General features: G+C 62.2%; 20 protein-coding genes. 12 read left to right on the forward strand and 8 right to left on the reverse strand.

The window, feature by feature from the left end:
- The first annotated feature begins 3 nt into the window (after positions 1-3).
- The 7 genes from ppc to NIBR502773_RS21760 all read left to right on the forward strand — a co-directional run bounded on the left by ppc (position 4) and on the right by NIBR502773_RS21760 (position 7,239).
- Positions 4-2,649, forward strand: coding sequence for a phosphoenolpyruvate carboxylase (ppc, locus tag NIBR502773_RS21730; RefSeq protein ID WP_141156901.1), 2,646 nt, complete (start codon positions 4-6; stop codon positions 2,647-2,649).
- A 299-nt stretch (positions 2,650-2,948) separates the two neighbouring features.
- Positions 2,949-3,596, forward strand: coding sequence for an adenylate kinase (adk, locus tag NIBR502773_RS21735; protein WP_010212617.1), 648 nt, complete (start codon positions 2,949-2,951; stop codon positions 3,594-3,596).
- An 88-nt stretch (positions 3,597-3,684) separates the two neighbouring features.
- Complete coding sequence (gene tsaB, locus NIBR502773_RS21740; protein ID WP_137211483.1) at positions 3,685-4,371, forward strand: tRNA (adenosine(37)-N6)-threonylcarbamoyltransferase complex dimerization subunit type 1 TsaB; 687 nt, start codon at positions 3,685-3,687, stop codon at positions 4,369-4,371.
- Between the two features lie 160 nt (positions 4,372-4,531).
- Positions 4,532-4,822: a hypothetical protein gene (locus NIBR502773_RS21745; RefSeq protein ID WP_027604506.1), complete on the forward strand. Its 291-nt coding sequence runs from the start codon at positions 4,532-4,534 to the stop codon at positions 4,820-4,822.
- Entirely contained in the window at positions 4,822-5,682 is an 861-nt protein-coding gene (locus NIBR502773_RS21750; RefSeq protein ID WP_141156902.1) for a DUF72 domain-containing protein, read from the forward strand. The genes NIBR502773_RS21745 and NIBR502773_RS21750 overlap by 1 nt, the downstream gene beginning before the upstream one ends.
- 27 nt (positions 5,683-5,709) lie before the next feature.
- Entirely contained in the window at positions 5,710-6,537 is an 828-nt protein-coding gene (locus NIBR502773_RS21755; RefSeq protein WP_141156903.1) for an isocitrate lyase/phosphoenolpyruvate mutase family protein, read from the forward strand.
- 3 nt (positions 6,538-6,540) lie between these two features.
- Positions 6,541-7,239: an extensin family protein gene (locus NIBR502773_RS21760; protein WP_141156904.1), complete on the forward strand. Its 699-nt coding sequence runs from the start codon at positions 6,541-6,543 to the stop codon at positions 7,237-7,239.
- Here NIBR502773_RS21760 and NIBR502773_RS21765 read toward each other — a convergent pair.
- The gene (locus NIBR502773_RS21765; protein WP_141156905.1) at positions 7,236-7,856 is read right to left on the reverse strand and encodes an energy transducer TonB; all 621 of its coding nucleotides are present in this window, start codon (positions 7,854-7,856) and stop codon (positions 7,236-7,238) included. The genes NIBR502773_RS21760 and NIBR502773_RS21765 overlap by 4 nt on opposite strands.
- Positions 7,857-7,952: 96 nt before the next feature.
- Here NIBR502773_RS21765 and NIBR502773_RS21770 point away from each other — a divergent pair, with 96 nt between their 5' ends.
- The gene (locus NIBR502773_RS21770; protein ID WP_141156906.1) at positions 7,953-8,735 is read left to right on the forward strand and encodes a class I SAM-dependent methyltransferase; all 783 of its coding nucleotides are present in this window, start codon (positions 7,953-7,955) and stop codon (positions 8,733-8,735) included.
- A gap of 44 nt (positions 8,736-8,779) precedes the next feature.
- Here NIBR502773_RS21770 and NIBR502773_RS21775 read toward each other — a convergent pair whose 3' ends face one another.
- On the reverse strand, positions 8,780-9,433 hold the full coding sequence (locus tag NIBR502773_RS21775) for a TetR/AcrR family transcriptional regulator (RefSeq protein ID WP_141156907.1): 654 nt from the start codon (positions 9,431-9,433) through the stop codon (positions 8,780-8,782).
- A 93-nt stretch (positions 9,434-9,526) separates the two neighbouring features.
- On the opposite strand from NIBR502773_RS21775, the gene NIBR502773_RS21780 reads away from it, so the two are divergent.
- Genes NIBR502773_RS21780 through NIBR502773_RS21790 form a run of 3 tightly spaced genes read left to right on the forward strand, consistent with a single transcriptional unit; the run spans position 9,527 to position 14,295 of the window.
- Positions 9,527-10,627: an efflux RND transporter periplasmic adaptor subunit gene (locus NIBR502773_RS21780; RefSeq protein WP_141156908.1), complete on the forward strand. Its 1,101-nt coding sequence runs from the start codon at positions 9,527-9,529 to the stop codon at positions 10,625-10,627.
- A gap of 6 nt (positions 10,628-10,633) precedes the next feature.
- Positions 10,634-13,699 (forward strand): efflux RND transporter permease subunit, encoded by a 3,066-nt coding sequence (locus NIBR502773_RS21785; protein WP_141156909.1) that lies wholly within the window; start codon positions 10,634-10,636, stop codon positions 13,697-13,699.
- Between the two features lie 2 nt (positions 13,700-13,701).
- A complete protein-coding gene (locus NIBR502773_RS21790; protein WP_141156910.1) occupies positions 13,702-14,295 on the forward strand; it encodes a LysE family translocator in 594 nt (197 codons plus the stop codon).
- A 379-nt stretch (positions 14,296-14,674) separates the two neighbouring features.
- Here NIBR502773_RS21790 and NIBR502773_RS21795 read toward each other — a convergent pair whose 3' ends face one another.
- The 3 genes from NIBR502773_RS21795 to plsB are packed head-to-tail and all read right to left on the reverse strand — an operon-like array spanning position 14,675 to position 18,344.
- On the reverse strand, positions 14,675-15,364 hold the full coding sequence (locus tag NIBR502773_RS21795; protein ID WP_141156911.1) for a DUF4197 domain-containing protein: 690 nt from the start codon (positions 15,362-15,364) through the stop codon (positions 14,675-14,677).
- A 22-nt stretch (positions 15,365-15,386) separates the two neighbouring features.
- A complete protein-coding gene (locus NIBR502773_RS21800; protein WP_027604494.1) occupies positions 15,387-15,788 on the reverse strand; it encodes a YbaY family lipoprotein in 402 nt (133 codons plus the stop codon).
- Positions 15,789-15,839: 51 nt separating this feature from the next.
- Complete coding sequence (plsB, locus tag NIBR502773_RS21805; RefSeq protein WP_141156912.1) at positions 15,840-18,344, reverse strand: glycerol-3-phosphate 1-O-acyltransferase PlsB; 2,505 nt, start codon at positions 18,342-18,344, stop codon at positions 15,840-15,842.
- A gap of 180 nt (positions 18,345-18,524) precedes the next feature.
- On the opposite strand from plsB, the gene NIBR502773_RS21810 reads away from it, so the two are divergent.
- Complete coding sequence (locus NIBR502773_RS21810; RefSeq protein WP_017529713.1) at positions 18,525-18,734, forward strand: cold shock domain-containing protein; 210 nt, start codon at positions 18,525-18,527, stop codon at positions 18,732-18,734.
- Positions 18,735-18,874: 140 nt separating this feature from the next.
- On the opposite strand, the gene NIBR502773_RS21815 is transcribed toward NIBR502773_RS21810, so the two are convergent.
- From NIBR502773_RS21815 to dapE, 3 genes are read right to left on the reverse strand one after another with little or no spacing between them, the layout of a single operon-like run.
- Positions 18,875-19,252 carry a hypothetical protein gene (locus NIBR502773_RS21815; RefSeq protein ID WP_141156913.1) on the reverse strand — a complete coding sequence of 126 codons (378 nt, stop codon included), beginning with the start codon at positions 19,250-19,252 and terminating at the stop codon, positions 18,875-18,877.
- Between the two features lie 54 nt (positions 19,253-19,306).
- Positions 19,307-20,116: a putative RNA methyltransferase gene (locus NIBR502773_RS21820; protein WP_141156914.1), complete on the reverse strand. Its 810-nt coding sequence runs from the start codon at positions 20,114-20,116 to the stop codon at positions 19,307-19,309.
- Positions 20,116-21,267 (reverse strand): succinyl-diaminopimelate desuccinylase, encoded by a 1,152-nt coding sequence (gene dapE / locus NIBR502773_RS21825; protein WP_027604490.1) that lies wholly within the window; start codon positions 21,265-21,267, stop codon positions 20,116-20,118. Before dapE ends, NIBR502773_RS21820 begins: the two co-directional genes overlap by 1 nt.
- Positions 21,268-21,294: the final 27 nt, after the last annotated feature.

Consider the following 21,294-nt stretch of genomic DNA (forward strand, 5'->3'; position numbering starts at 1 on the left):
CTGATGAGTGATATCGATGCACGCTTGCGTGAGGATGTTCACCTGCTGGGTGAGCTGTTGGGCAACACCATTCGAGAGCAGTACGGCGATGATTTTCTCGCCAAGATCGAACAGATCCGCAAAGGCGCCAAGGCCGACCGCCGCGGAGCCGCCCCGGACAAAGCCGCGGGTGATGAACTGAGCGCCAGCCTCAATCAGTTGCAGGAAGACGAACTGCTGCCGGTGGCGCGGGCCTTCAACCAGTTCCTCAACCTGGCCAATATCGCCGAGCAGTACCAGTTGATTCACCGGCGCGACGAGTCGCAACCGGCGCCGTTCGAGTCCCGCGTATTGCCGGAGTTACTGGCGCGCCTGCAGGGCGAGGGCCACAGCAATGAGTCCCTGGCCCGCCAGTTGGGACGCCTGGACATCGAACTGGTCCTCACCGCCCACCCCACCGAAGTGGCGCGCCGCACCCTGATCCAGAAATACGACGCCATCGCCGCGCAACTGGCGCTGCAGGATCACCGCGACCTCACCACTGCCGAGCGCGAGCAGATCCGCCAGCGCCTGCAGCGCTTGATCGCCGAAGCCTGGCACACCGAAGAAATCCGCCGCACCCGACCCACCCCGGTGGATGAAGCCAAGTGGGGCTTCGCGGTGATCGAGCATTCGTTGTGGCACGCCATCCCCAATTACCTGCGCAAGGCCGACCAGGCGTTACACGCGGCGACGGGCCTGCGTTTGCCGCTGGAAGCCGCGCCGATCCGCTTTGCGTCGTGGATGGGCGGCGACCGTGACGGCAACCCGAATGTCACCGCGCCGGTCACCCGCGAGGTGTTGCTGCTGGCGCGCTGGATGGCGGCAGACCTGTACCTGCGCGATATCGACCACCTGGCCTCCGAACTGTCGATGCAACAGGCCATCCCGGCGTTGCAGGCCAAGGTCGGTGACAGCGTCGAACCCTATCGTGCCCTGCTCAAGCAACTGCGCGAACGCCTGCGCGCCACGCGCCAATGGGCCCATACCGCGTTGAGCAGCAGCACGCCGGCGCCTGCCGAGGTGTTGCAGAACAACCGCGACCTGCTCGAGCCACTGGAGCTGTGCTACCAGTCGCTGCACGCGTGCGGCATGGGCGTGATCGCCGACGGCCCGCTGCTCGATTGCCTGCGCCGGGCGGTCACCTTTGGCCTGTTCCTGGTGCGCCTGGATGTGCGCCAGGATTCCAGTCGTCATTCGGCGGCCATGACCGAAATCACCGATTACCTGGGCCTGGGCCGTTACGAGGACTGGAACGAAGACATGCGCATCAGCTTCCTGATGAAGGAGCTGGCCAACCGTCGACCGCTGTTGCCGGGCTATTTCAAGCCGTCGGCCGATACCGCCGAAGTGCTCAACACCTGCAAGGAAGTGGCCGCCGCGCCTGGCGCCTCGTTAGGCTCGTATGTCATCTCCATGGCCGGTGCCGCGTCGGACGTATTGGCGGTGCAACTGCTGCTTAAAGAGTCGGGCGTTCAACGGCCGATGCGCGTGGTGCCGCTGTTCGAAACCCTGGCCGACCTGGATAACGCCGGTCCCGTGATCGAACAACTGTTGCTGCTGCCGGGCTACCGGGCGCGTTTGCAGGGCCCGCAGGAAGTGATGATCGGCTACTCCGACTCGGCCAAGGACGCCGGCACCACCGCCGCCGCCTGGGCGCAGTACCGGGCCCAGGAGCGGCTGGTGGATATCTGCCGGGAGCAACAGGTGGAATTGCTGCTGTTCCATGGTCGCGGCGGCACCGTCGGGCGTGGCGGCGGCCCGGCTCACGCGGCGATCCTGTCGCAGCCACCGGGTTCGGTGGCGGGGCGTTTCCGTACCACCGAACAAGGCGAGATGATTCGCTTCAAATTCGGCTTGCCGGACATTGCCGAACAGAACCTCAATCTCTACCTGGCCGCCGTGTTGGAAGCTACGTTGCTGCCACCGCCGCCACCGGAGCCGGCGTGGCGCCATTTGATGGATGAATTGGCGGCCGACGGCGTCAGCGCTTACCGCGCGGTGGTGCGGGAAAATCCGCAATTCGTCGAGTATTTTCGCCAGTCCACCCCGGAGCAGGAGCTAGGCCGGCTACCTCTGGGCAGTCGCCCGGCCAAGCGCCGCGCCGGTGGTATAGAAAGCCTGCGCGCCATTCCGTGGATCTTCGGTTGGACCCAGACTCGCCTGATGCTACCGGCCTGGCTGGGTTGGGAAGCCGCATTGAGCAAGGCCCTGGAGCGCGGCGAAGGTGAACTGCTGGGACAGATGCGCGAACAGTGGCCGTTCTTCCGCACCCGCATCGATATGCTGGAAATGGTCCTGGCCAAGGCCGATGCCGATATTGCACGCCTGTATGACGAGCGCCTGGTGCAGCCGGACCTGTTGCCACTGGGGGCGCACTTACGCGACCTATTGTCGCAGGCATGCGACGTGGTGCTTGGCCTGACCGGCCAGTCGCAACTGCTGGCCCATAGCCCTGACACCCTGGAGTTCATCCGCCTGCGCAACACCTACCTCGATCCCTTGCACCTGTTGCAGGCCGAGTTGCTGGCGCGCTCGCGTCGCCAGGAAGCCGCGCAAGACAGCCCTCTGGAACAGGCGTTGCTGGTGTCCGTGGCCGGTATTGCCGCCGGCCTGCGCAACACCGGCTGAGGTTTTTTGCGTGTTCTCAAAGGCTTGCGGATAAACCACGACGGCCGCCCCGAAAGGGGTGGTCGGCGTTTACAGCGCGGGTTGCACTCAAGCACACCCTACCTATGACGTACGCGTGGCGCGGGTTCCTGCGACTTTTGGCGGCTTGTGTGGTTAGGGCCCGCTGTGTATCTTGATCAGCCTTTGGCCGTTTGGGCGGCCTGGGCCCATAGTTTCATGAGCCCTATATTATTTTTACGAGATTGGCCCCACGCGGCGAATCCGAGCGTCATCTCTATAAAAAATTGAGGAGCACATCGATGCGCGTCATTCTGCTGGGAGCTCCCGGGGCCGGTAAAGGTACTCAGGCAAAGTTCATCACTGAAAAATTCGGCATTCCACAAATCTCCACTGGCGACATGCTGCGTGCTGCCGTCAAGGCCGGCACCGAGCTGGGCCTGATCGCCAAGAGCGTGATGGACAGCGGTGGCCTGGTCTCCGATGACCTGATCATCAACCTGGTCAAGGAACGCATCAGCCAGGAAGACTGCAAGAACGGCTTCCTGTTCGATGGTTTCCCACGCACCATTCCCCAGGCCGAAGCCCTGGTGAAAGCCGGCGTCGAGCTGGACGCGGTGGTGGAAATCGCGGTTGAAGATGAAGAAATCGTCCAGCGTATCGCCGGTCGTCGCGTCCACGAAGCCTCCGGCCGCGTGTACCACACCGTCTACAACCCGCCTAAAGTTGAAGGCAAGGACGATGTCACCGGTGAAGACCTGGTGCAGCGCAAGGACGACACTGAAGAAACCGTGCGTCATCGCCTGTCTGTCTACCATTCCCAGACCAAGCCGCTGGTGGATTTCTACCAGAAGCTGTCCGCAGCCCAGGGCAAGCCGAAGTACAGCCATATCCCTGGCGTCGGCTCGGTGGAAGCCATCACCGCCAAGGTCCTGCAAGCACTGAGCTGATCCTTTATCGGCTTGATAGACAACGGCCCGCTTGCGGGCCGTTGTTGTTTATACTGGCGCACTTTTTTTGACTTGGACACCCACACCGATGAGCACCCTGCTGGCCCTGGACACCGCGACTGAAGCTTGCTCCGTTGCCTTGCTGCACGATGGCAAGGTCACAAGCCACTACGAGGTGATCCCGCGCCTGCATGCGCAGAAGCTGTTGCCGATGATCAAGCAGCTGCTTGAAGACGCGGGCACCACCCTGTCGGCCGTGGATGCCATCGCCTTTGGCCGTGGCCCGGGAGCGTTCACCGGGGTGCGCATCGCCATTGGCGTGGTCCAGGGCCTGGCCTTTGCGTTGGAGCGCCCGGTGCTGCCGGTCTCCAACCTTGCCGTACTGGCCCAACGTGCCTTGCGCGAACACGGCGCCCAGCAGGTGGCGGCCGCGATCGATGCGCGTATGGACGAAGTGTATTGGGGGTGCTACCGCGAAACGGCTGGCGAAATGCGCCTTGTCGGCGTGGAAGCGGTGCAGCCACCGGAATCGGCGGTATTGCCGGGCGATGCCAGCGGTGACTGGTTCGGCGCTGGCACCGGCTGGGGGTATGGCGAGCGTATCGGTGTTCAACCGGCTGGGCAGGACGCAACCCTGTTGCCTCACGCCGAAGATCTGCTGACCCTGGCACGCTTTGCGTTCGAACGTGGCGAGGCGATTCCTGCGGATCAGGCCGCACCGGTTTACCTGCGCGATAAAGTCGCGCAGACCAAGGCGGAAAGAGGGATTATTTGACGCCAAAAATGATGGCAATTTGAGGCAAAAGTCGCCAATCGTCAGAATTTCCCCGGGTTTTTAAACCTTTTTCAAATTATGTGTTCTAGTTATCACCAGAGCATTTGCGCGCTACGGATTGCGCCACTAAAATGCCATTACTGATAGCGAGTTCGCGCCTATGCGTATAGATGGATTTTCCTCACAGTCGTACCCGATCAAGCGCAAGCCGCGTAGGGCAAACGCCACGGTGGACGACTCCGTCGAGGATTCGCCGGACTTCATCGAGGTCCAATCCGATGCGCAGGCCAGTTCACAAGCCCGCATCAGCGGCGTTCCCGCCCGTCAGCAAGACATGGTCTTCCCGCGTTCCATGAGCAAAAGCGTTGCCACCGCCCTGGCCAGCTACCTGACCACCGCCGGATTTGTCGAATGGGATATGGAAGTGCTGGGTCTCGACATCCACATCTGATGCGCCTGCCTTACTACCTCGGCTGCCCGTCCTGGAGTGAAAACGCCTGGCGCGAGTACCTGTACCCAGCCGACGCCCGCTCCGGCGATTACCTTGCCCTTTATTCCCAGGTCTTCAACGCCGTCGAAGGCAATACCACGTTCTACGCTCGCCCTTCGGCCGCTACTGTGCAGCGCTGGGCTGAGATCATGCCCGACGATTTTCGTTTCACGGCCAAGTTCCCCGGTGACATCAGTCACGGTGGCGACTTGCGTGAGCAATTGCCGGCAGCGGAAAGTTTTGTCGGTTTGATGAGCTCGCTCGGTGAACGTGTTTCGCCGCTGTGGCTGCAGCTGTCGGCGAGTTTTTCGCCGCAACGCCTGGCTGAACTGGCCGGCTTTATCGATGGTCTGGAACGCCCGATGGCGGTGGAAGTGCGCCACCCTGAGTTCTTCGCCAAGGGCGATGCCGAGCGCATGCTCAACCGTTTGTTGCGTGATCGTGGTGTCGAGCGCATCTGCCTCGACCCGCGCGCCTTGTTCAGTTGCACGTCGACCTCGGCGGCGGTGCTGCACGCACAATCGAAAAAGCCCAAGGTGCCGCCCCGTCCGGCCGCGCTGACCCGGTTTCCCCAAGTGCGTTTTATCGGTCATCCGGAGCTTGAGGCGAATGACCCGTTCCTGGTGCCGTGGGTGGAAAAAATCGCGGGTTGGATCGAAGAAGGCCGCACACCCTACATGTTCCTGCACACCTCGGATAATCGTCTTGCCGCGCAACTGGCCCTGCGTTTTCACACGCAACTCATGGCGCGCCTGCCCGGCCTGCCGGCGCTGCCGACCTTGCATCGGGAACCCGAAGCCGAGCAACTGGGGTTACTCTAGGGCTCCTTTTTCCGCCAGGAGTCAGTCATGGATGCCCAAACCCTTCGCGCCGAAACCTTCAAGGCCCTGCATGAGCGCGACCGCGTCTTCGTGATGCCAAACCCGTGGGACGCCGGCTCTGCGGTGATGCTCACCAGCCTTGGCTTTGAAGCCCTGGCCACGACCAGCGCGGGTTATGCGTTCAGCCTGGGACGCCCGGACGCGGAAGGGGCGTTGTCCCTGGAAGACACCTTGCGCAATGCCAGCATGATTGCCAAGGCCACCGCGCTGCCGGTGGCGGCCGACCTGGAAAACGGCTTCAGCGATACCCCCGAAGGGTGTGCCGAAACCATCTTGCGGGCGGCGGCCAGCGGTATCGTGGGGGGCTCTATCGAAGATGCCACCGGCGTTGCCGTCGACCCGATCTATCCCTTCGACCTTTCCGTAGAGCGCGTGGAAGCCGCCGTCGCCGCTGCCCGCAGCTTGCCATTCCCCTTCACGCTGACGGCCCGCGCCGAAAACCTCCTGCATGGTCGCCTGGATCTGCCCGACACTATTCGCCGCTTGCAGGCCTACGCCGAAGCCGGCGCCGACGTGCTCTATGCGCCGGGCCTGCGCAGTGCCGAGGACGTGCTGGCGGTGGTCAAGGCCGTGGCGCCAAAGCCGGTGAACGTGTTGATGTCCGGCGGCCTCAAACTCAGCGTGGCGCAATTGAGCGCGATGGGGGTAAAGCGCATCAGCGTGGGCTCGGCCATGGCACTGGCGGCCTATGGTGAATTCTACCGAGCGGCCCAGGAAGTCTATGAGCTGGGCACGTTCAGCTTTACCGAGCGCTCGATGCTCTTCAGCCAGGCCAATCAGTTCTTCAAGGACTGAGCCGTGCGTTTTTTCAAACTGCTGGGTGCACTGCTGGTGCTCAGTGGTGCATTTGCCGTGGGTGTGTGGCGTGCCTGGTTGCCGCTGCCGGCTGAATGGAACCCCTGGTCGCCGCTGGACGTGAGGTCCAGTCCTAACCTGTTGACCCGCTACAAGCTGGGGCGCCTGCAGGATGACCCTGTGCTGTGCGACCAAGTGCTGAAAACTGCGGGTCTGCGGGTTAGCCATCAGGCTGACACGCCCGCCGACGCTGCCTGTCCGCTGCGCAATACCTTGCGCGTGCAGGGTGCGGACGTGGTATTAAGCAGCAGCTTTCTCGCCAGTTGCCCGTTGGCCGTGGCGTTCGCGCTGTTCGAGCGCCACAGCCTGCAACCGGCAGCCCAGGCGGTGTTCGGTCAGGCGGTGACACGGGTCGATCACCTGGGCAGCTTTGCCTGTCGCAACATGTATAACCGTGCCGAAGGGCGGCTCAGCCAGCATGCGTCGGCCAATGCCTTGGATATCGCCGGGTTTCGCCTGGCGGATGGGCGCAGTATCAGCGTGCTCAAGGATTGGTCCGGGGAGGGCGACAGCGCGCGGTTCCTGCGCCAGGTGCGCGATGGCGCCTGTGATGACTTCAATGTGGTGTTGAGCCCGGACTACAACGCCGCGCACCGCAACCATTTCCATCTGGACATGGGGCGTTGGTGGGTGTGTCGCTAGGCCGCCAGGCGCAGGTTGTGGGTGATCAGTGGGCGTGCCCAGTGGTAGTCGAAGTCCAGCGCCTTCTGTTGCGCCAGCAGTTCTTCGGTTGGGTAAGGCGTGGCGGGTGGTGGCAACAGGTCCAGTTCGAACTCGGCAATCGGCAAGTGCAGAGGGCGTGGTTCCGGCGCCGGGCCGGGCTCAGGCAATGGCTGGCCGGCAGTCAGGACGATGGGGCGAACCCAAGCGCTTTCGAAATTCTGCTGGCGCTGCTGGGCGACGATTTCATCCTGTGGGAACGGCTCGGCGGCCGGTGGCAGCAACTCGGTTTCGAATTCGGCGATGGGCAGGAACAGCGGCTCAGGTGGGGCGATCTCGGTGTCTTTGACGTCGCACTCGCGCTGCGTGAGGATCTGCGACAACAGGTCGGCACCGGCGCTGGGCTCTACCGTTGGGTCCGCCGGTGCCGGCGCCTTGGCGGCGAGCACGTCCGGCGTTTCACCGAGCTGCTCGGCCAGCGCCCGGGCGAAGAAGTCCTGCCACACATGACTCACCCCGGCCAGCGCTTGGGTATTGCGCAGGCCGTAGTGGTTATGGGTCGGCAGTACACCGATGGTTAGGGGGAGAATGTCTGACATTTTTCTCGGTCGACGCTCAGCTCTGGCAAAATACCTGACTGTTGTTTTTATCGGCCGTTGTTTGCCGATCCTTAATATTTTTGAGCGTAGCGATTGATGAGCGAACAACCAGCGGCCAGCCGCATCCAGGTCGAGGCCTTGGGCGAAGGTTTCCAGGCCCGGGCCGAGCAGTGGGCTGAACAGCTCGGCTTGCCTTTACAGCTCGCGAATGCGGATTTTTCCCTGCAGGTAGGCGAGCATGGCCTGCAACTGCAACAGCTGGGGCCCGACGCGCCGGGGCCGGTGCGGGTGGACTTCGTCGAAGGCGGCGCGGCTCACCGGCGGCTGTATGGTGGCGGCAGCGGACAGATGATCGCCAAGGCCGTGGGCATTGCCCAGGGCGTACGTCCCCGTGTGCTGGACGCCACGGCCGGTCTGGGCAAGGATGCGTTCGTGCTGGCCAGCCTGGGCTGTGAGATGAGCCTGATCGAGCGCCAACCGCTGATTGGCGCCCTGCTCGAAGATGGCCTGGCACGCGGCGCGGAGGATTTCGACGTGGCGCCCATCGTGGCGCGCATGAAGCTGCTCAAGGGTAACTCCATTGACGTGATGCTCAATTGGCAAGGGGAGCCGCCCCAGGTGATCTACCTCGACCCGATGTTCCCTCACCGTGAGAAAACCGCCCTGGTGAAGAAAGAAATGCGCCTGTTCCGGCCGCTGGTGGGCGATGATCCGGACGCACCGGCGTTGCTGGCCGCCGCCCTGGCCCTGGCCAGCCACCGCGTGGTGGTCAAGCGCCCGCGCAAGGCCCCCTGCATCGAAGGGCCCAAGCCGAGCCATGCGCTGGATGGCAAGTCCAGTCGGTATGACATTTATCCCAAGAAAGCGCTCAAGTCTTAAGCCACAAGCTGCAAGCAAAAGCGCTTTTCACTTGCTGCTTGCAGCTAACCACTTGCAGCTGCATCTCTCCTATAGGCCCGCATAAACAACCCCACCACCTCCTGCACATGGGCTTCGGCGGCTTCCTCACTCAACTGTCCGCCGCAGCCATACAGCAGGCAGAAGTTCGCGGTGCCCTTGAGCAGGCAGAAGAAGTGCTCGGCCGCCGTAAACGGTCTGTCGATGCTCAGCGCACCGCTCTGATCGATCTTGCCGAGCAGGCGCTCCATGCCCTGGAGCATGCGCATGGGCCCGGCTTCAAAGAAGATTTGGGAGAGTTTCACGTCCTGATTGCCGGTGGTCATCATCAGGCGATGCAGGTTCACCGACTCTTCACTGTTGATCAGCCGATGGAACCCCCGCGCGATATTCAACAATACCGTTTCCACCGGCATGCCTTCGGGCAGTTCGAAGTACATCACCGGCAACTGTTCCTCGCACTTGGCCACCACGGCGGCGGTGAACAAGGTTTCTTTGTCGGTGAAGTGGCTGTAGACGGTCAGCTTCGACACGCCGGCCTCAAGGGCCACGGCATCCATGCTGGTACTGGCGTAGCCATTGCTCAAGAACAGGGTTTTTGCTGCCGAGAGGATTGCCTGGCGTTTTGCCATGTCCTTGGGACGCCCGGGGCTATTGGTGTTTACACGATTGTCGGACATTTTCACCTTTAATACTGGACTGGCGAGTTTGGTATTAATAACATACCGGCCAGTATAATTATTCCTAGCTCCATTTGCGAAAGGTCCTTCAGCATGCGCAGCACTGTCCTGCCCTTTGCGTTGCCTGTCTGCCTGGTCTTCCTGTTGGCCGCCTGCGGCCATGAAGAAGCGGTCCAGACCACCGTCCGCCCGGCCATGGTGGTGCAGCCGCAACCCTCGGCGCAGTCGACGGACAGCTACCCCGGTGAAGTACGCGCTCGCTATGAGCCTGACCTGGCCTTTCGGATCGGTGGCAAAGTCAGCAAGCGTCTGGTGGAGGAGGGCGAGCGGGTCAAGACCAACCAGGCGCTGGCGGAACTTGACCCTCAGGATGTGCGCCTGCAACTGGAGGCCGCCCGTGCCCAGGTCGCCGCTGCCGAGGCCAACCTGCGCCTGGTACGCGCTGAGCGTGATCGCTACAAGACCCTGATGGACCGCCAGATGGTCAGCCGTTCCCAGTACGACAATTCCGAAAACCTTTACCGTTCCGGCGAAGCGCGCCTCAAGCAGATCAAGGCCGAGTTCGACGTGGCCAGTAACCAGGCCGGCTACGCCGTATTGCGCGCCCCCCAGGATGGCGTCGTAGCCAAGCGCGCGGTGGAAGTCGGCCAAGTGGTCTCCGCTGGCCAGACCGTGTTCACCCTGGCTACCGATGGCGAGCGCGAAGTGCTCATCAGCCTGCCCGAACAAGGGTTTGGTCGCTTCAAGATCGGTCAACCGGTCGCGGTGGAGTTGTGGAGCCAGCCGGGCCAGCGTTTTACCGGGCGCATCCGTGAACTGTCGCCTGCGGCTGATCCAAAATCGCGCACCTTCGCCGCTCGCGTTGCCTTCACCGGCGGCAAAGTCCCGGCGGAACTGGGGCAAAGCGCTCGCGTATTCATACAGGCCGACGGCGTTGTTCCGCTGTCGGTACCGCTGTCTGCCCTGAGTGCGGAGAACGGTGCGTCCTACGTCTGGCGTGTACAGCCGGACAACACCCTCAAGCGCACACCGGTACGCATTGGCGCCTTCGGTGAAAAAACCGTACCGGTGCTGGAAGGCTTGACCCCCAACGACTGGGTGGTCGCAGCAGGCGTGCATGTGCTCCACGAGGGCCAGCAAGTGCGCGCGGTGGATGGCTCCAACCGTGTAGTGAACCTGGCGGCCAAGGAGTAGTCCCCGATGGCTTTCAATCTTTCCGAATGGGCGTTGCGTAACCGCCAGATCGTACTGTTCCTGATGATCCTGCTGGCTGTGGTCGGCACCTTGTCCTACACCAAGCTGGGGCAAAGCGAAGATCCACCGTTTACCTTCAAGGCCATGGTGATCAAGACCAACTGGCCCGGCGCTACGGCCCAGGAAGTCTCGCGCCAGGTCACCGAGCGTATCGAGAAAAAACTGATGGAGACCGGCGAATACGAGCGCATTGTCTCGTTCTCTCGCCCGGGTGAGTCCACCGTCACCTTCATTGCGCGCGACTCCATGCACTCTGTGCAGATTCCTGAGTTGTGGTACCAGGTGCGCAAGAAGATCAGCGACATCCGGCAGACCTTGCCGCCGGATATCCAGGGGCCGTTTTTCAACGACGAGTTCGGTACCACCTTCGGCAATATCTACGCCCTGACCGGCGACGGCTTCGACTATGCCGTGCTCAAGGACTACGCTGACCGCATCCAGATTCAACTGCAACGGGTGGCGGATGTGGGCAAGGTCGAGTTACTTGGCCTACAGGATGAGAAGATCTGGATCGAGCTGTCCAACCTCAAGCTCGCCACTCTTGGCCTGCCGTTGGCCGCTGTACAGCAGGCGTTGCAGGAGCAGAACGCGGTGTCCACTGCCGGCTTCTTTGAAACCCCGAGCGAGCGTGTGCAACTGCGCGTGTCGGGCAACTTCAAGACGGTGGAAGAGATCCGCAACTTTCCGATTCGTGTCGCTGATCGAACCTTCCGGATTGGCGATGTAGCCGACATTCACCGTGGCTTCAACGATCCACCGGCACCGCGCATGCGTTACATGGGGGCGGATGCTATCGGACTGGCCGTGGCCATGCGTGATGGCGGCGATATCCTGGTGCTGGGCAAGGCCCTCGAAGGCGAATTCGCACGTTTGCAAAAGAACCTTCCGGCGGGCATGGAGCTGCGCAAGGTGTCAGACCAACCGGCAGCGGTGAAAACCGGTGTCGGCGAATTCGTGCAGGTGTTGGCCGAGGCATTGGCAATTGTCTTGCTGGTGAGTTTCTTCTCCCTCGGCATACGCACTGGCATGGTCGTAGCCCTGGCGATTCCGCTGGTGCTGGCAATGACCTTTGCCACCATGTATTACCTCGGTATCGGCCTGCACAAGATTTCCCTCGGTGCGTTGGTGCTGGCCCTCGGCTTGCTGGTGGATGACGCCATCATTGCCGTGGAAATGATGGCAATCAAAATGGAGCAGGGCTACGACCGGCTCAAAGCGGCCAGTTTTGCCTGGACCAGCACCGCCTTCCCGATGCTCACCGGTACGCTGATCACGGCGGCCGGTTTCCTGCCGATTGCCACCGCGCAGTCGAGCACAGGTGAATACACACGCTCGATCTTCCAGGTGGTGACGATCGCGTTGCTCGCCTCATGGATCGCCGCCGTGGTATTTGTGCCGTACCTGGGGGAAAAACTCCTGCCGGACCTGGCGAAGATTCACGCGGCCAAACACGGCATCGATGGCCCGGATCCCTACGGCACGCCGTTCTACCAACGTGTAAGACGTTTGGTGGAGTGGTGCGTGCGTCGGCGCAAAACCGTGATTGTCCTGACGTTGCTACTGTTTATCGGCTCGGTGGCGTTGTTTCGCTTTGTGCCGCAACAGTTCTTCCCGGCCTCAGGCCGCCTGGAGCTGATGGTCGACCTGAAATTGGCTGAAGGCGCTTCCCTGAGCAATACCGCCGACCAGGTCAAGCGCCTGGAAGCCTTGCTCAAGGAACACGCCGGCATTGATAACTATGTGGCCTACGTCGGCACCGGTTCGCCGCGTTTCTACCTGCCCCTGGACCAGCAACTGCCAGCGGCCAGTTTTGCGCAGTTCGTGGTGTTGGCTAAGACCATCGAGGGCCGCGAGAGCCTGCGCACCTGGCTGATCGAAACCCTCAACGAACAATTCCCCGACCTGCGCTCGCGGGTTACCCGCCTGGAAAACGGCCCTCCCGTCGGCTATCCGGTGCAGTTTCGCGTAACCGGAGAACACATCGAGGAAGTCCGCGCCCTTGCACGGAAGGTCGCGGCCAAGGTTCGCGAAAATACCCACGTCGTCAACGTGCACCTGGACTGGGAAGAGCCGAGCAAGATCGTCTACCTCAATATCGACCAGGACCGCGCCCGCGCCCTCGGCGTCAGTACCGCCAACCTGTCGAAATTCCTGCAAAGCTCACTGACCGGTTCCAGCGTCAGTCAATACCGGGAGGACAACGAGTTGATCGAAATCCTCCTGCGCGGCACCGTCCACGAGCGCACCGAGTTATCGCTGCTGCCCAGCCTGGCGGTGCCGACCGACAACGGTAAAAGCGTGGCCCTGTCGCAGATCGCCACCCTCGAATACGGTTTCGAAGAGGGCATTATCTGGCACCGCAACCGCTTGCCGACGGTGACCGTGCGCGCCGATATCTACGGCAAGGAACAACCGGCAACGTTGGTCCAGCAAATCCTGCCAACCCTTGAGGGTGTGCGCGCCGAACTGCCGGATGGCTACCTGCTGGAAGTCGGTGGTACCGTCGAAGACTCCGCCCGCGGGCAGAACTCGGTGAAGGCCGGCGTGCCGTTGTTTATCGTGGTGGTGCTGACCTTGCTGATGCTGCAACTGCGCAGCTTTTCACGCACGGCGATGGTGTTTCTGACCGCGCCGTTGGGCCTGATTGGCGTGACGCTGTTCCTGCTGGTGTTCCGCCAGCCCTTCGGCTTCGTGGCCATGCTCGGGACCATCGCGTTGTCGGGGATGATCATGCGCAACTCGGTGATCCTGGTGGACCAGATCGAGCAGGACATCAAGGCCGGGCTGGCGCCGTGGCAGGCAATTATCGAAGCTACCGTTCGGCGTTTCCGCCCGATTGTGCTGACTGCCCTGGCGGCGGTGCTGGCGATGATCCCGCTGTCACGCAGCGTGTTCTTCGGGCCGATGGCGGTGGCGATCATGGGCGGCTTGATCGTGGCGACGGCGTTGACCCTATTGTTCCTTCCGGCCCTGTATGCTGCGTGGTTCCGAGTGAGGAAGGACGTCGCGTAATCATGCTGGCCACTGTTTCTGCCCTGATGTTGTTGCTGGTCGCCCCCGGCCCGACCAATACCCTGCTGTTTCGTGCCGGGCTGCTGTTCGGGTTCCGGGCTTCGTGGAAACTGGCCTTTATCGAGTGTCTGGCTTACCTGCTGCAGGTCTCACTGTGGGGCGTAGCGCTGGTTTACCTGGCGATGTATTCGCCGTGGGCATTGAAGGCGACGCAACTGGCCGCGGCCTGTTACTTGCTGTACGTCTCCTACAACCTGTGGCAGCGCAAAGGTGCTGCCATCGACCTGAACAGGGATCGATTCTCCGGGCTGTATTTCTTTTGGTTGACGGTCATGAACCCCAAGGGGCTGTTGATCGTGTCGTTCATCGCGCCGGCCGGCGCCTTTATCACGCTGCAAGGTTATGTGGGGTTCATGACCGCTCTTGCCTTGGTGGTGATACCCGTCGGTTGTGCCTGGATCATTCTCGGCAGCCAATTCGAAGGGTTTCAGAAGACCTGGTTGACCCCCTTGAAGATCAATCGTGTCACCTCTGTGGCCATCTGCGGCTTTGCCACGCTCATGATGGGGCGCTTGGTCGAGACGCTCCTGCAGTAGGGATGACGCCTACAGGAGGTGTGGAACCAATCTTATGTGATTGCCACTTAACGTTACCTGATTGGCAGGTACCTGTTTCTGCGTAGGGTAGAAGCAGGAGTGATTGAAACGCAAGGAGTTCAATGTGCTTTTCTTCCCTCTCGTTCTTCCGCTTCTTTTCGGTGGGTTTGGTCGTCCTCAGTGCTGTAGGCCACCTGAGCCTGAACCTGCTCGACCTATACCTTCACCCCACAGTGTTACAACAACGACTACCACAACGGTTAATGGCCCAGTAACAGGTTACTTCCCAACGCACCGACTCTACTAAGTGCTTTCACACTAAAACGCCCCGAAACAGTCGGGGCGTTTTTTGTAGGGGGTGAGGTGCTCCAGCCATTATTCAGAGTGTGCCAAACACCTTCTTCGCCAGACTGGTGGCCGCCGCCGCCGGGTTCTTGCGAATCGTCTCTTCCTGCTGCGCAATCATCTTGAACAAACCATCCAGCGCCTGTTCGGTCACGTAGTTTTCCACATTGGCGCTCTTGGCATCCACGGCGCCAAACGCGGCGGCCTTGCCTGCGAGGGCGTTGTACTGCTGGGCCACGCCCACCTTGTCGGTGGCGGCCTTGACGATCGGCAGGAACTTGGCGCGGATCTGTTCGCGACTGCTCTTGTTCAGGTACTGGGTGGCGGAGTCCTGGCCGCCGCTGAGGATGCCCTTGGCGTCGGTCACGCTCATGTTTTTCACCGCGTTGACCAGGATCGGCTGGGCCTGGGTCACGGCGGTTTCAGCGGCTTTGTTCATGCTGTCTTCCAACTGCGTGACTTGGTCACCCATGCCGAACATTTTCAGCTTGTCGGCGACTTTGCCCAGCTTGCCCGGCAGGCCGATCTTCACTTCAGGGTTGTTGCTGAAACCACCGGGTACACCCAGTTGTTTCACGGCGATCTGTGCGCCTTGGGTCAGGGCGTCCTTGAGGCCGCCGCTGGCGTCGCCCTGGGACAGGCTACTGAGGTCCAGGGCCACGGCATTGGCGCCGAGCAGCAGGCCGGCACACAGGGCAGTGAGGCGAAGGGAGTTGCGGAGCATGGGCGCTTCCTTATGTTCGAGTTCAGGGTGCTACGGCGTTCACGCGCACGCGCAGCGGCTGTGGATCCTGGCCGTTGAGCTGCACCGTGTGCCGTTCGGTGGTGATAAACAGTAGCTTGCCGTCCAGCTCGATGCGAGCGCTCACCGAATAACTGTGGCCCGGCTTGACCTGTGCGGGGTCGTAGGTCAGGTGAAACGGCAGCGGCACCTGGCCTTTGACCGGGCCTTTCTGCTCGGCCAGCGTCACCGCGGGCGCATCCGCCAGGGACACGTCCTGGAGGCTCACGCTCAAGGTGGCAGCGGGCGGCAGGGCAATGCGTTGCAGGTAGAACACTTCGCCGTCGAGGCTGGCCTTGGGCGCTGGATGCATGGATTGGCAGGCTCCGAGCAGGGCGGTGAGGCCCAGGAGAATGATCTTTTTCATGGTGCAGCTCCTTTTCAACGGCGCCAGCATCCAACTGGCGCCTTGTTCAATCTAGCGTGTTTCTTCCGCTTCCACCGGCGCTTCGGCCGCGCCATCCACACGGTGCAAGGCCACCTGGCGGATCGACAGGCGAATCTCCGCGGGCAACACGCGCTTGGCCGCACCTTCGGCCAGTTCGCCGAGCAGGTCGTGGTAGCTCAACTTGCCGGCCTCGTCGCGGCGCAGCACATCTTGCTCCAGCAAGGTCTGGATGAAATGTCGGAAAAGGCTCTTGTCGAAGAATTCCGGGGCGTTGAGGCCATGCAGGATCGACAGGCGCTGGGCCATGATCGTGCACAGATCTTCCAGTTCTTCGGCGCTGATGCTGTTCTGGCCGCTGTTGAGCAGCAGCGAGATCGCCATGTAGAAGCGTTGCAGGGTCTGGGCGATGGTCTTGGACAGCAGGGTCAGCAGTACGAAGTGTCGCGAGCTTGGTGCAGGGCGCAGGAACACATTGTTTTCGAAGCGCAGCAGACCCTGTTCGACGAACGCGTCCAGCCATTGATCGACCACCGTATCCAGCTCTTCCAGCGACCAGCGGATAAACAGCTCCGATTGCAGGTACGGGTACAGCGCGTGGGTATAGCGCAGGATCTGCTCGCGGCTCATCCGCGAGCTGCTCTGGAAGAAGCTGGCCAGCAGCGCCGGCAGGGCGAAGATATGCAGCACATTGTTGCGGTAGTAGGTCATCAGGACGGCGTTCTGCTCGTCCAGGTACAGAATTTTGCCCAGGGCATCGCTCTGTTCCGACAGCAGGTCCATGTCCTTGACGTGCTTGATCAGCGCCAGGCCGTCGCCTTCGGGCAAGGTGGTGTGGGGCGAATAAGGCACGCGGCGCAGCAGCGCCAGGTACAGGTCCAACTGGCGGGCCATGGCCTGTTCATCCAGGGCCAGGCGCGTGGTCGACAGCAGCGCCAGGGCCACCAGGTTCACCGGGTTCACGGCGGCGGCTTCGTTCAAGTGGCGGGCCACCTGTTCGCCGAGGCGATTGGTGGTTTCGTTGAGCCAGGCCGGTTTGTAGTTCGGGCCCAGTGCCTGGGCGCGCCAGTCCGGTTGCTCGGCGTCGAGGAACTCGGCCAGCTTGATCGGCTCGCCGAAGTTGACCGCGACCTGGCCAAAGCGCTGCTTGAGCGCGCCGACCACTTTGAAAATATCGAAGATCGACTCTTTCTTCTTGCTCGCACCCCGCAGCTCGCCGAGATACGTGCGGCCTTCGAGCACGCGCTCATAGCCGATATACACCGGCACGAACACGATCGGCATGCGCGAGGAGCGCAGGAAACTGCGCAGCGTAATCGCCAGCATCCCTGTCTTCGGCTGCAGCATGCGCCCGGTGCGCGAGCGCCCGCCTTCGACGAAGTACTCCACCGGGAAGCCCTTGGTGAACAAGGTGTGCAGGTATTCGTTGAACACCGAGGTGTACAGCGGGTTGCCCTTGAAGGTGCGGCGCATGAAAAACGCACCGCCACGGCGCAACAGGCTGCCGATCACCGGCATGTTCAGGTTGATGCCGGCGGCGATATGCGGCGGGGTCAGGCCATTCTTGAACAGCAGGTAGGACAGCAGCAGGTAGTCGATATGGCTGCGGTGGCAAGGCACATAAATCACCTCGTAGCCCTGGGCAACCTGTTGCACGCCCTCGATGTTATTGACCTTGATGCCGTCGTAGATCTTGTTCCAGAACCAGCTCAGCACCACTTCCAGGAAGCGGATCGCGGTGTAGGTGTAGTCCGAGGCGATCTCGTTGCCGTAGCGCAGGGCCAGGGCCTTGGCTTTTTCCGGGCTGATTTTTTCCCGCTCGGCTTCGTCAACGATGGCCTGGCGCACCAGCGGCATGTTGACCAGGCCTTTCACCAGATTGCGCCGGTGGGACAAATCGGGGCCGATCACCGCCGTCTTCAGGTTACGAAAGTGCACGCGCAGGATGCGTTGGGCCATGCGTACGGTGCGTTCGTGGCCTTTATTGTGCTCGATCAATTCACGCAGGTTGATGGGCGCGGAGAATTGCACACGGGTCTTGCGCCCCAGGATCAGGATGCTCAACAACCGGCGCAGACGCCCGGTGACCGCCCAGCTGTCGGCGAACAGCAACTTCCACGGGCTCGACTCGCTCGCAGGGGTTTGCCCCCAGAACACGCTGACCGGAATGATTTGTGCATTCTCTTCGGCGTGTTCGCTGAGGGTGTTGACCAGGCGGGTCAGGGTCGGCGGCGCGCCGCGCTTGTCCTGGCGCCCCAGCCAGTCCGGCTCGGGCGTGAGGTAGAAGAACGCCGCGGGTTCCATCAACGGGCCTACCGATACCGGCAGTACCGGGCGCGGCAGGCCGGCCTTGGTGCACTCGGCATCGACCACGGCCAATTCGGTGAGGGAGGGCGATTGCAGGACGTAAAACACCGGCCGGCTGCGGTCCAGGTTGAGGGTAAGGGACGACTGGTTGATCGTCTCCGAGCGAACCCAGAGGTACAACAGTCGGCGCAAGGTGCCAAACACCAGACGGCGGAACGGGGAGCGGGTCATAGGCGAGCTGCTTCAAGTGGGAAAAACCGAGCAGGCGCTCGGGCGGGTAGTGTGCCGTATTCGCCGAAAATCGGCAAAAAAGCAGCGATGTAAACTTGAGTTGATCGTTTTTGAGCCTGTCTTATACTCGGCAGTTCAACGCGATCGGCTCAACAATAACAATCAAGTGGGAGTGAACAGATGGCAACGCGCGAGACAGGCAATGTGAAGTGGTTCAACGACGCCAAGGGCTATGGCTTCATCCAGCGTGAAGATGGCAAGGATGTATTTGTGCACTACCGCGCCATTCGCGGCGACGGCCACCGTTCATTGGCCGAGGGCCAGCAGGTGGAATACGCCGTGGTAAGCGGCGAGAAGGGGCTGCAGGCGGAGGATGTGGTCGGTTTGTAATGCGGATTTGTTACACCGCAGAACCCATGTGGGAGGGGGCTTGCCCCCGATTGCGGAGTGCCAGTCACTGAATATATTGGCTGATACACCGCTATCGGGGGCAAGCCCCCTCCCACATTTGATTGGGTTAACAGTTCGGCTCAGGCAGTTTTCCAGGTGATCTGCTCTTCACCGTCCGCGCTGATGCGGATCCAGGTGTCGGCGCTGTCCTCACCTTCTTCCTCGACCCAGCTCCCCGGTGCGCAGCGCACTTCCACGTTCAGCGCAGCAAACGCAGCGCGGGCGCAGGCAATGTCGTCTTCCCACGGCGTCTGGTCACTTTCCAGGTACAGGCTGTTCCACTTGCCTACGGCTTTCGGCAGCCAGGTGACGGGCACATTGCCGGCCTTGCACTTGTAGGTCTGGCCACGCTGGACCCAGTCGCTGCATGGGCCCAGGGCAGCGCCCAGCCAGGCGGCGATGGCCTTGTAGTCGACGTCGGCGTCCTTCAGGTAAATCTCGATATCGGGTTGGCGCATGGATATTCCTCGTTGCGGGATTCGAAAATCCATTCGCGGATGGTTAAACGTCGGTTATTGAAGCACGAAATAATCGTAGCGCATCGATACTGTGACCAGCAGCGGCTCGGCCGCCTCGATCACCTCGGCACGGCGTTCGGCGCTGGCACGCCAGCCATGGGGGGTCATGGCCAGCAGGTTGGCGCGGTCCCGGGGTTCGGCCAGGCTCAACGTGAATTCCAGGGTTTCACTGTGGGCCAGGCTCATGCCGTCCGGCACCAGGGCCAGGTGCTTGTCGTCGGTATACTCGCGCACTTCGTCGTACAGGCGCTCGCGCAGTTCCATCAGGTGGCCGCTGGTCGGGCCGACCTTCATCAGGCCGCCGCCGGGACTGAGCAGGCGCTTGGCTTCTTGCCAATCCAACGGGCTGAACACACTGGCGAGGAACTGGCAGCTGGCGTCGGCCAACGGCACGCGGGCCATGCTGGCGATCAACCAGGTCAGCGCCGGGTTGCGTTTGCACGCGCGCTTGACCGCTTCCTTGGAAATGTCCAGGGCGTAGCCATCGGCATGGGGCAGGGCCGCGGCGATTTGCGCGGTGTAGTAACCCTCGCCGCAACCGATGTCTACCCAGCGCTGCGGTGCGCGTTCGGCGGCCAGCTCGGCCAGGCGCCTGGCCACCGGGGCGTAGTGCCCGGCGTTGAGAAAGTCACGGCGCGCCTCGACCATCGCCAGGTTGTCGCCCGGGTCGCGGCTGTTCTTGTGCTGCACCGGCAACAGGTTCAGGTAACCCTGGCGCGCGCGGTCGAAACGGTGCCCGGCCGGGCACGCCACGCCATTGTCCACCGCGTTGAGCGGGGCGCTGCAAATCGGGCAGGCCAGCATCAGGCGAGCAACTTGATCAGGGTCTGGTAATAGATTTCGGTCAGCACGTCGAGGTCGCTGGCCAGGATCCGCTCGTTGACCTGGTGGATCGTCGCGTTCACCGGGCCCAACTCGACCACCTGGGTGCCGAGGGTCGCAATGAAGCGCCCATCGGAGGTGCCGCCACTGGTGGAGGCCTGGGTCTCACGCCCGGTGATCGCCTTGATGCTGGCCGACACCGCATCGAGCAACGCGCCAGGCTCGGTGAGGAACGGCAGGCCCGACAGCGCCCACTCCACATGCCAGTCCAGGCCATGCTTGTCGAGAATCGCCGCAACGCGCTGTTGCAGGCCTTCGACCGTGGATTCGGTGGAAAAACGGAAGTTGAACACCGCCGTCAGGTCACCCGGAATCACGTTGGTGGCGCCGGTGCCAGAGTTGAGGTTGGAGATCTGGAAGCTGGTCGGCGGGAAGAAGGCGTTGCCGTTGTCCCAGTGCTCGGCGGCCAGTTCGGCCAGGGCCGGCGCGGCCAGGTGGATCGGGTTCTTCGCCAGGTGCGGGTAGGCCACATGGCCCTGCACGCCGCGCACGGTCAGGGTGGCGCCGAGGGAGCCGCGACGGCCGTTCTTGACCACGTCACCCACCAGGGTGGTGCTCGACGGTTCGCCGACGATGCACCAGTCCAGGCGCTCCTTGCGCGCAGCCAGGCGTTCGATCACGGCCTTGGTGCCATGGTGTGCCGGGCCTTCCTCATCGCTGGTGATCAGGAACGCGACCGAGCCCTTGTGGTCCGGGTAGTCGCTGACGAAGCGCTCGGCCGCCACCAGCATGGCGGCCAGGCTGCCTTTCATATCGGCCGCGCCACGCCCGCAGAGCATGCCGTTTTCGTCGATCAATGCGTCGAAGGGGTCGTTCTGCCAGGCTTGCACCGGGCCCGTGGGGACCACGTCGGTGTGGCCGGCGAAGCACAGCACCGGGCCGTCATGCTTGCCATGGGTGGCCCAGAAGTTGTCCACGTCCTCGATGCGCATCGGCTCCAGCGCAAAACCGGCGTCGCCCAGGCGCTGCATCATCAGCTTCTGGCAATCGGCGTCGATCGGCGTGACCGAGGGACGACGGATCAGGTCGATGGCAAGTTGAAGGGTCGGCGAAAGGTCGGCATGGGCCGTCATGGGAAAACTCCGGAAAGCATGTCTGGA

The organism is Pseudomonas sp. NIBRBAC000502773, from assembly GCF_006517195.1.
GTDB classification, from domain to species: Bacteria; Pseudomonadota; Gammaproteobacteria; order Pseudomonadales; family Pseudomonadaceae; genus Aquipseudomonas; species Aquipseudomonas marginalis.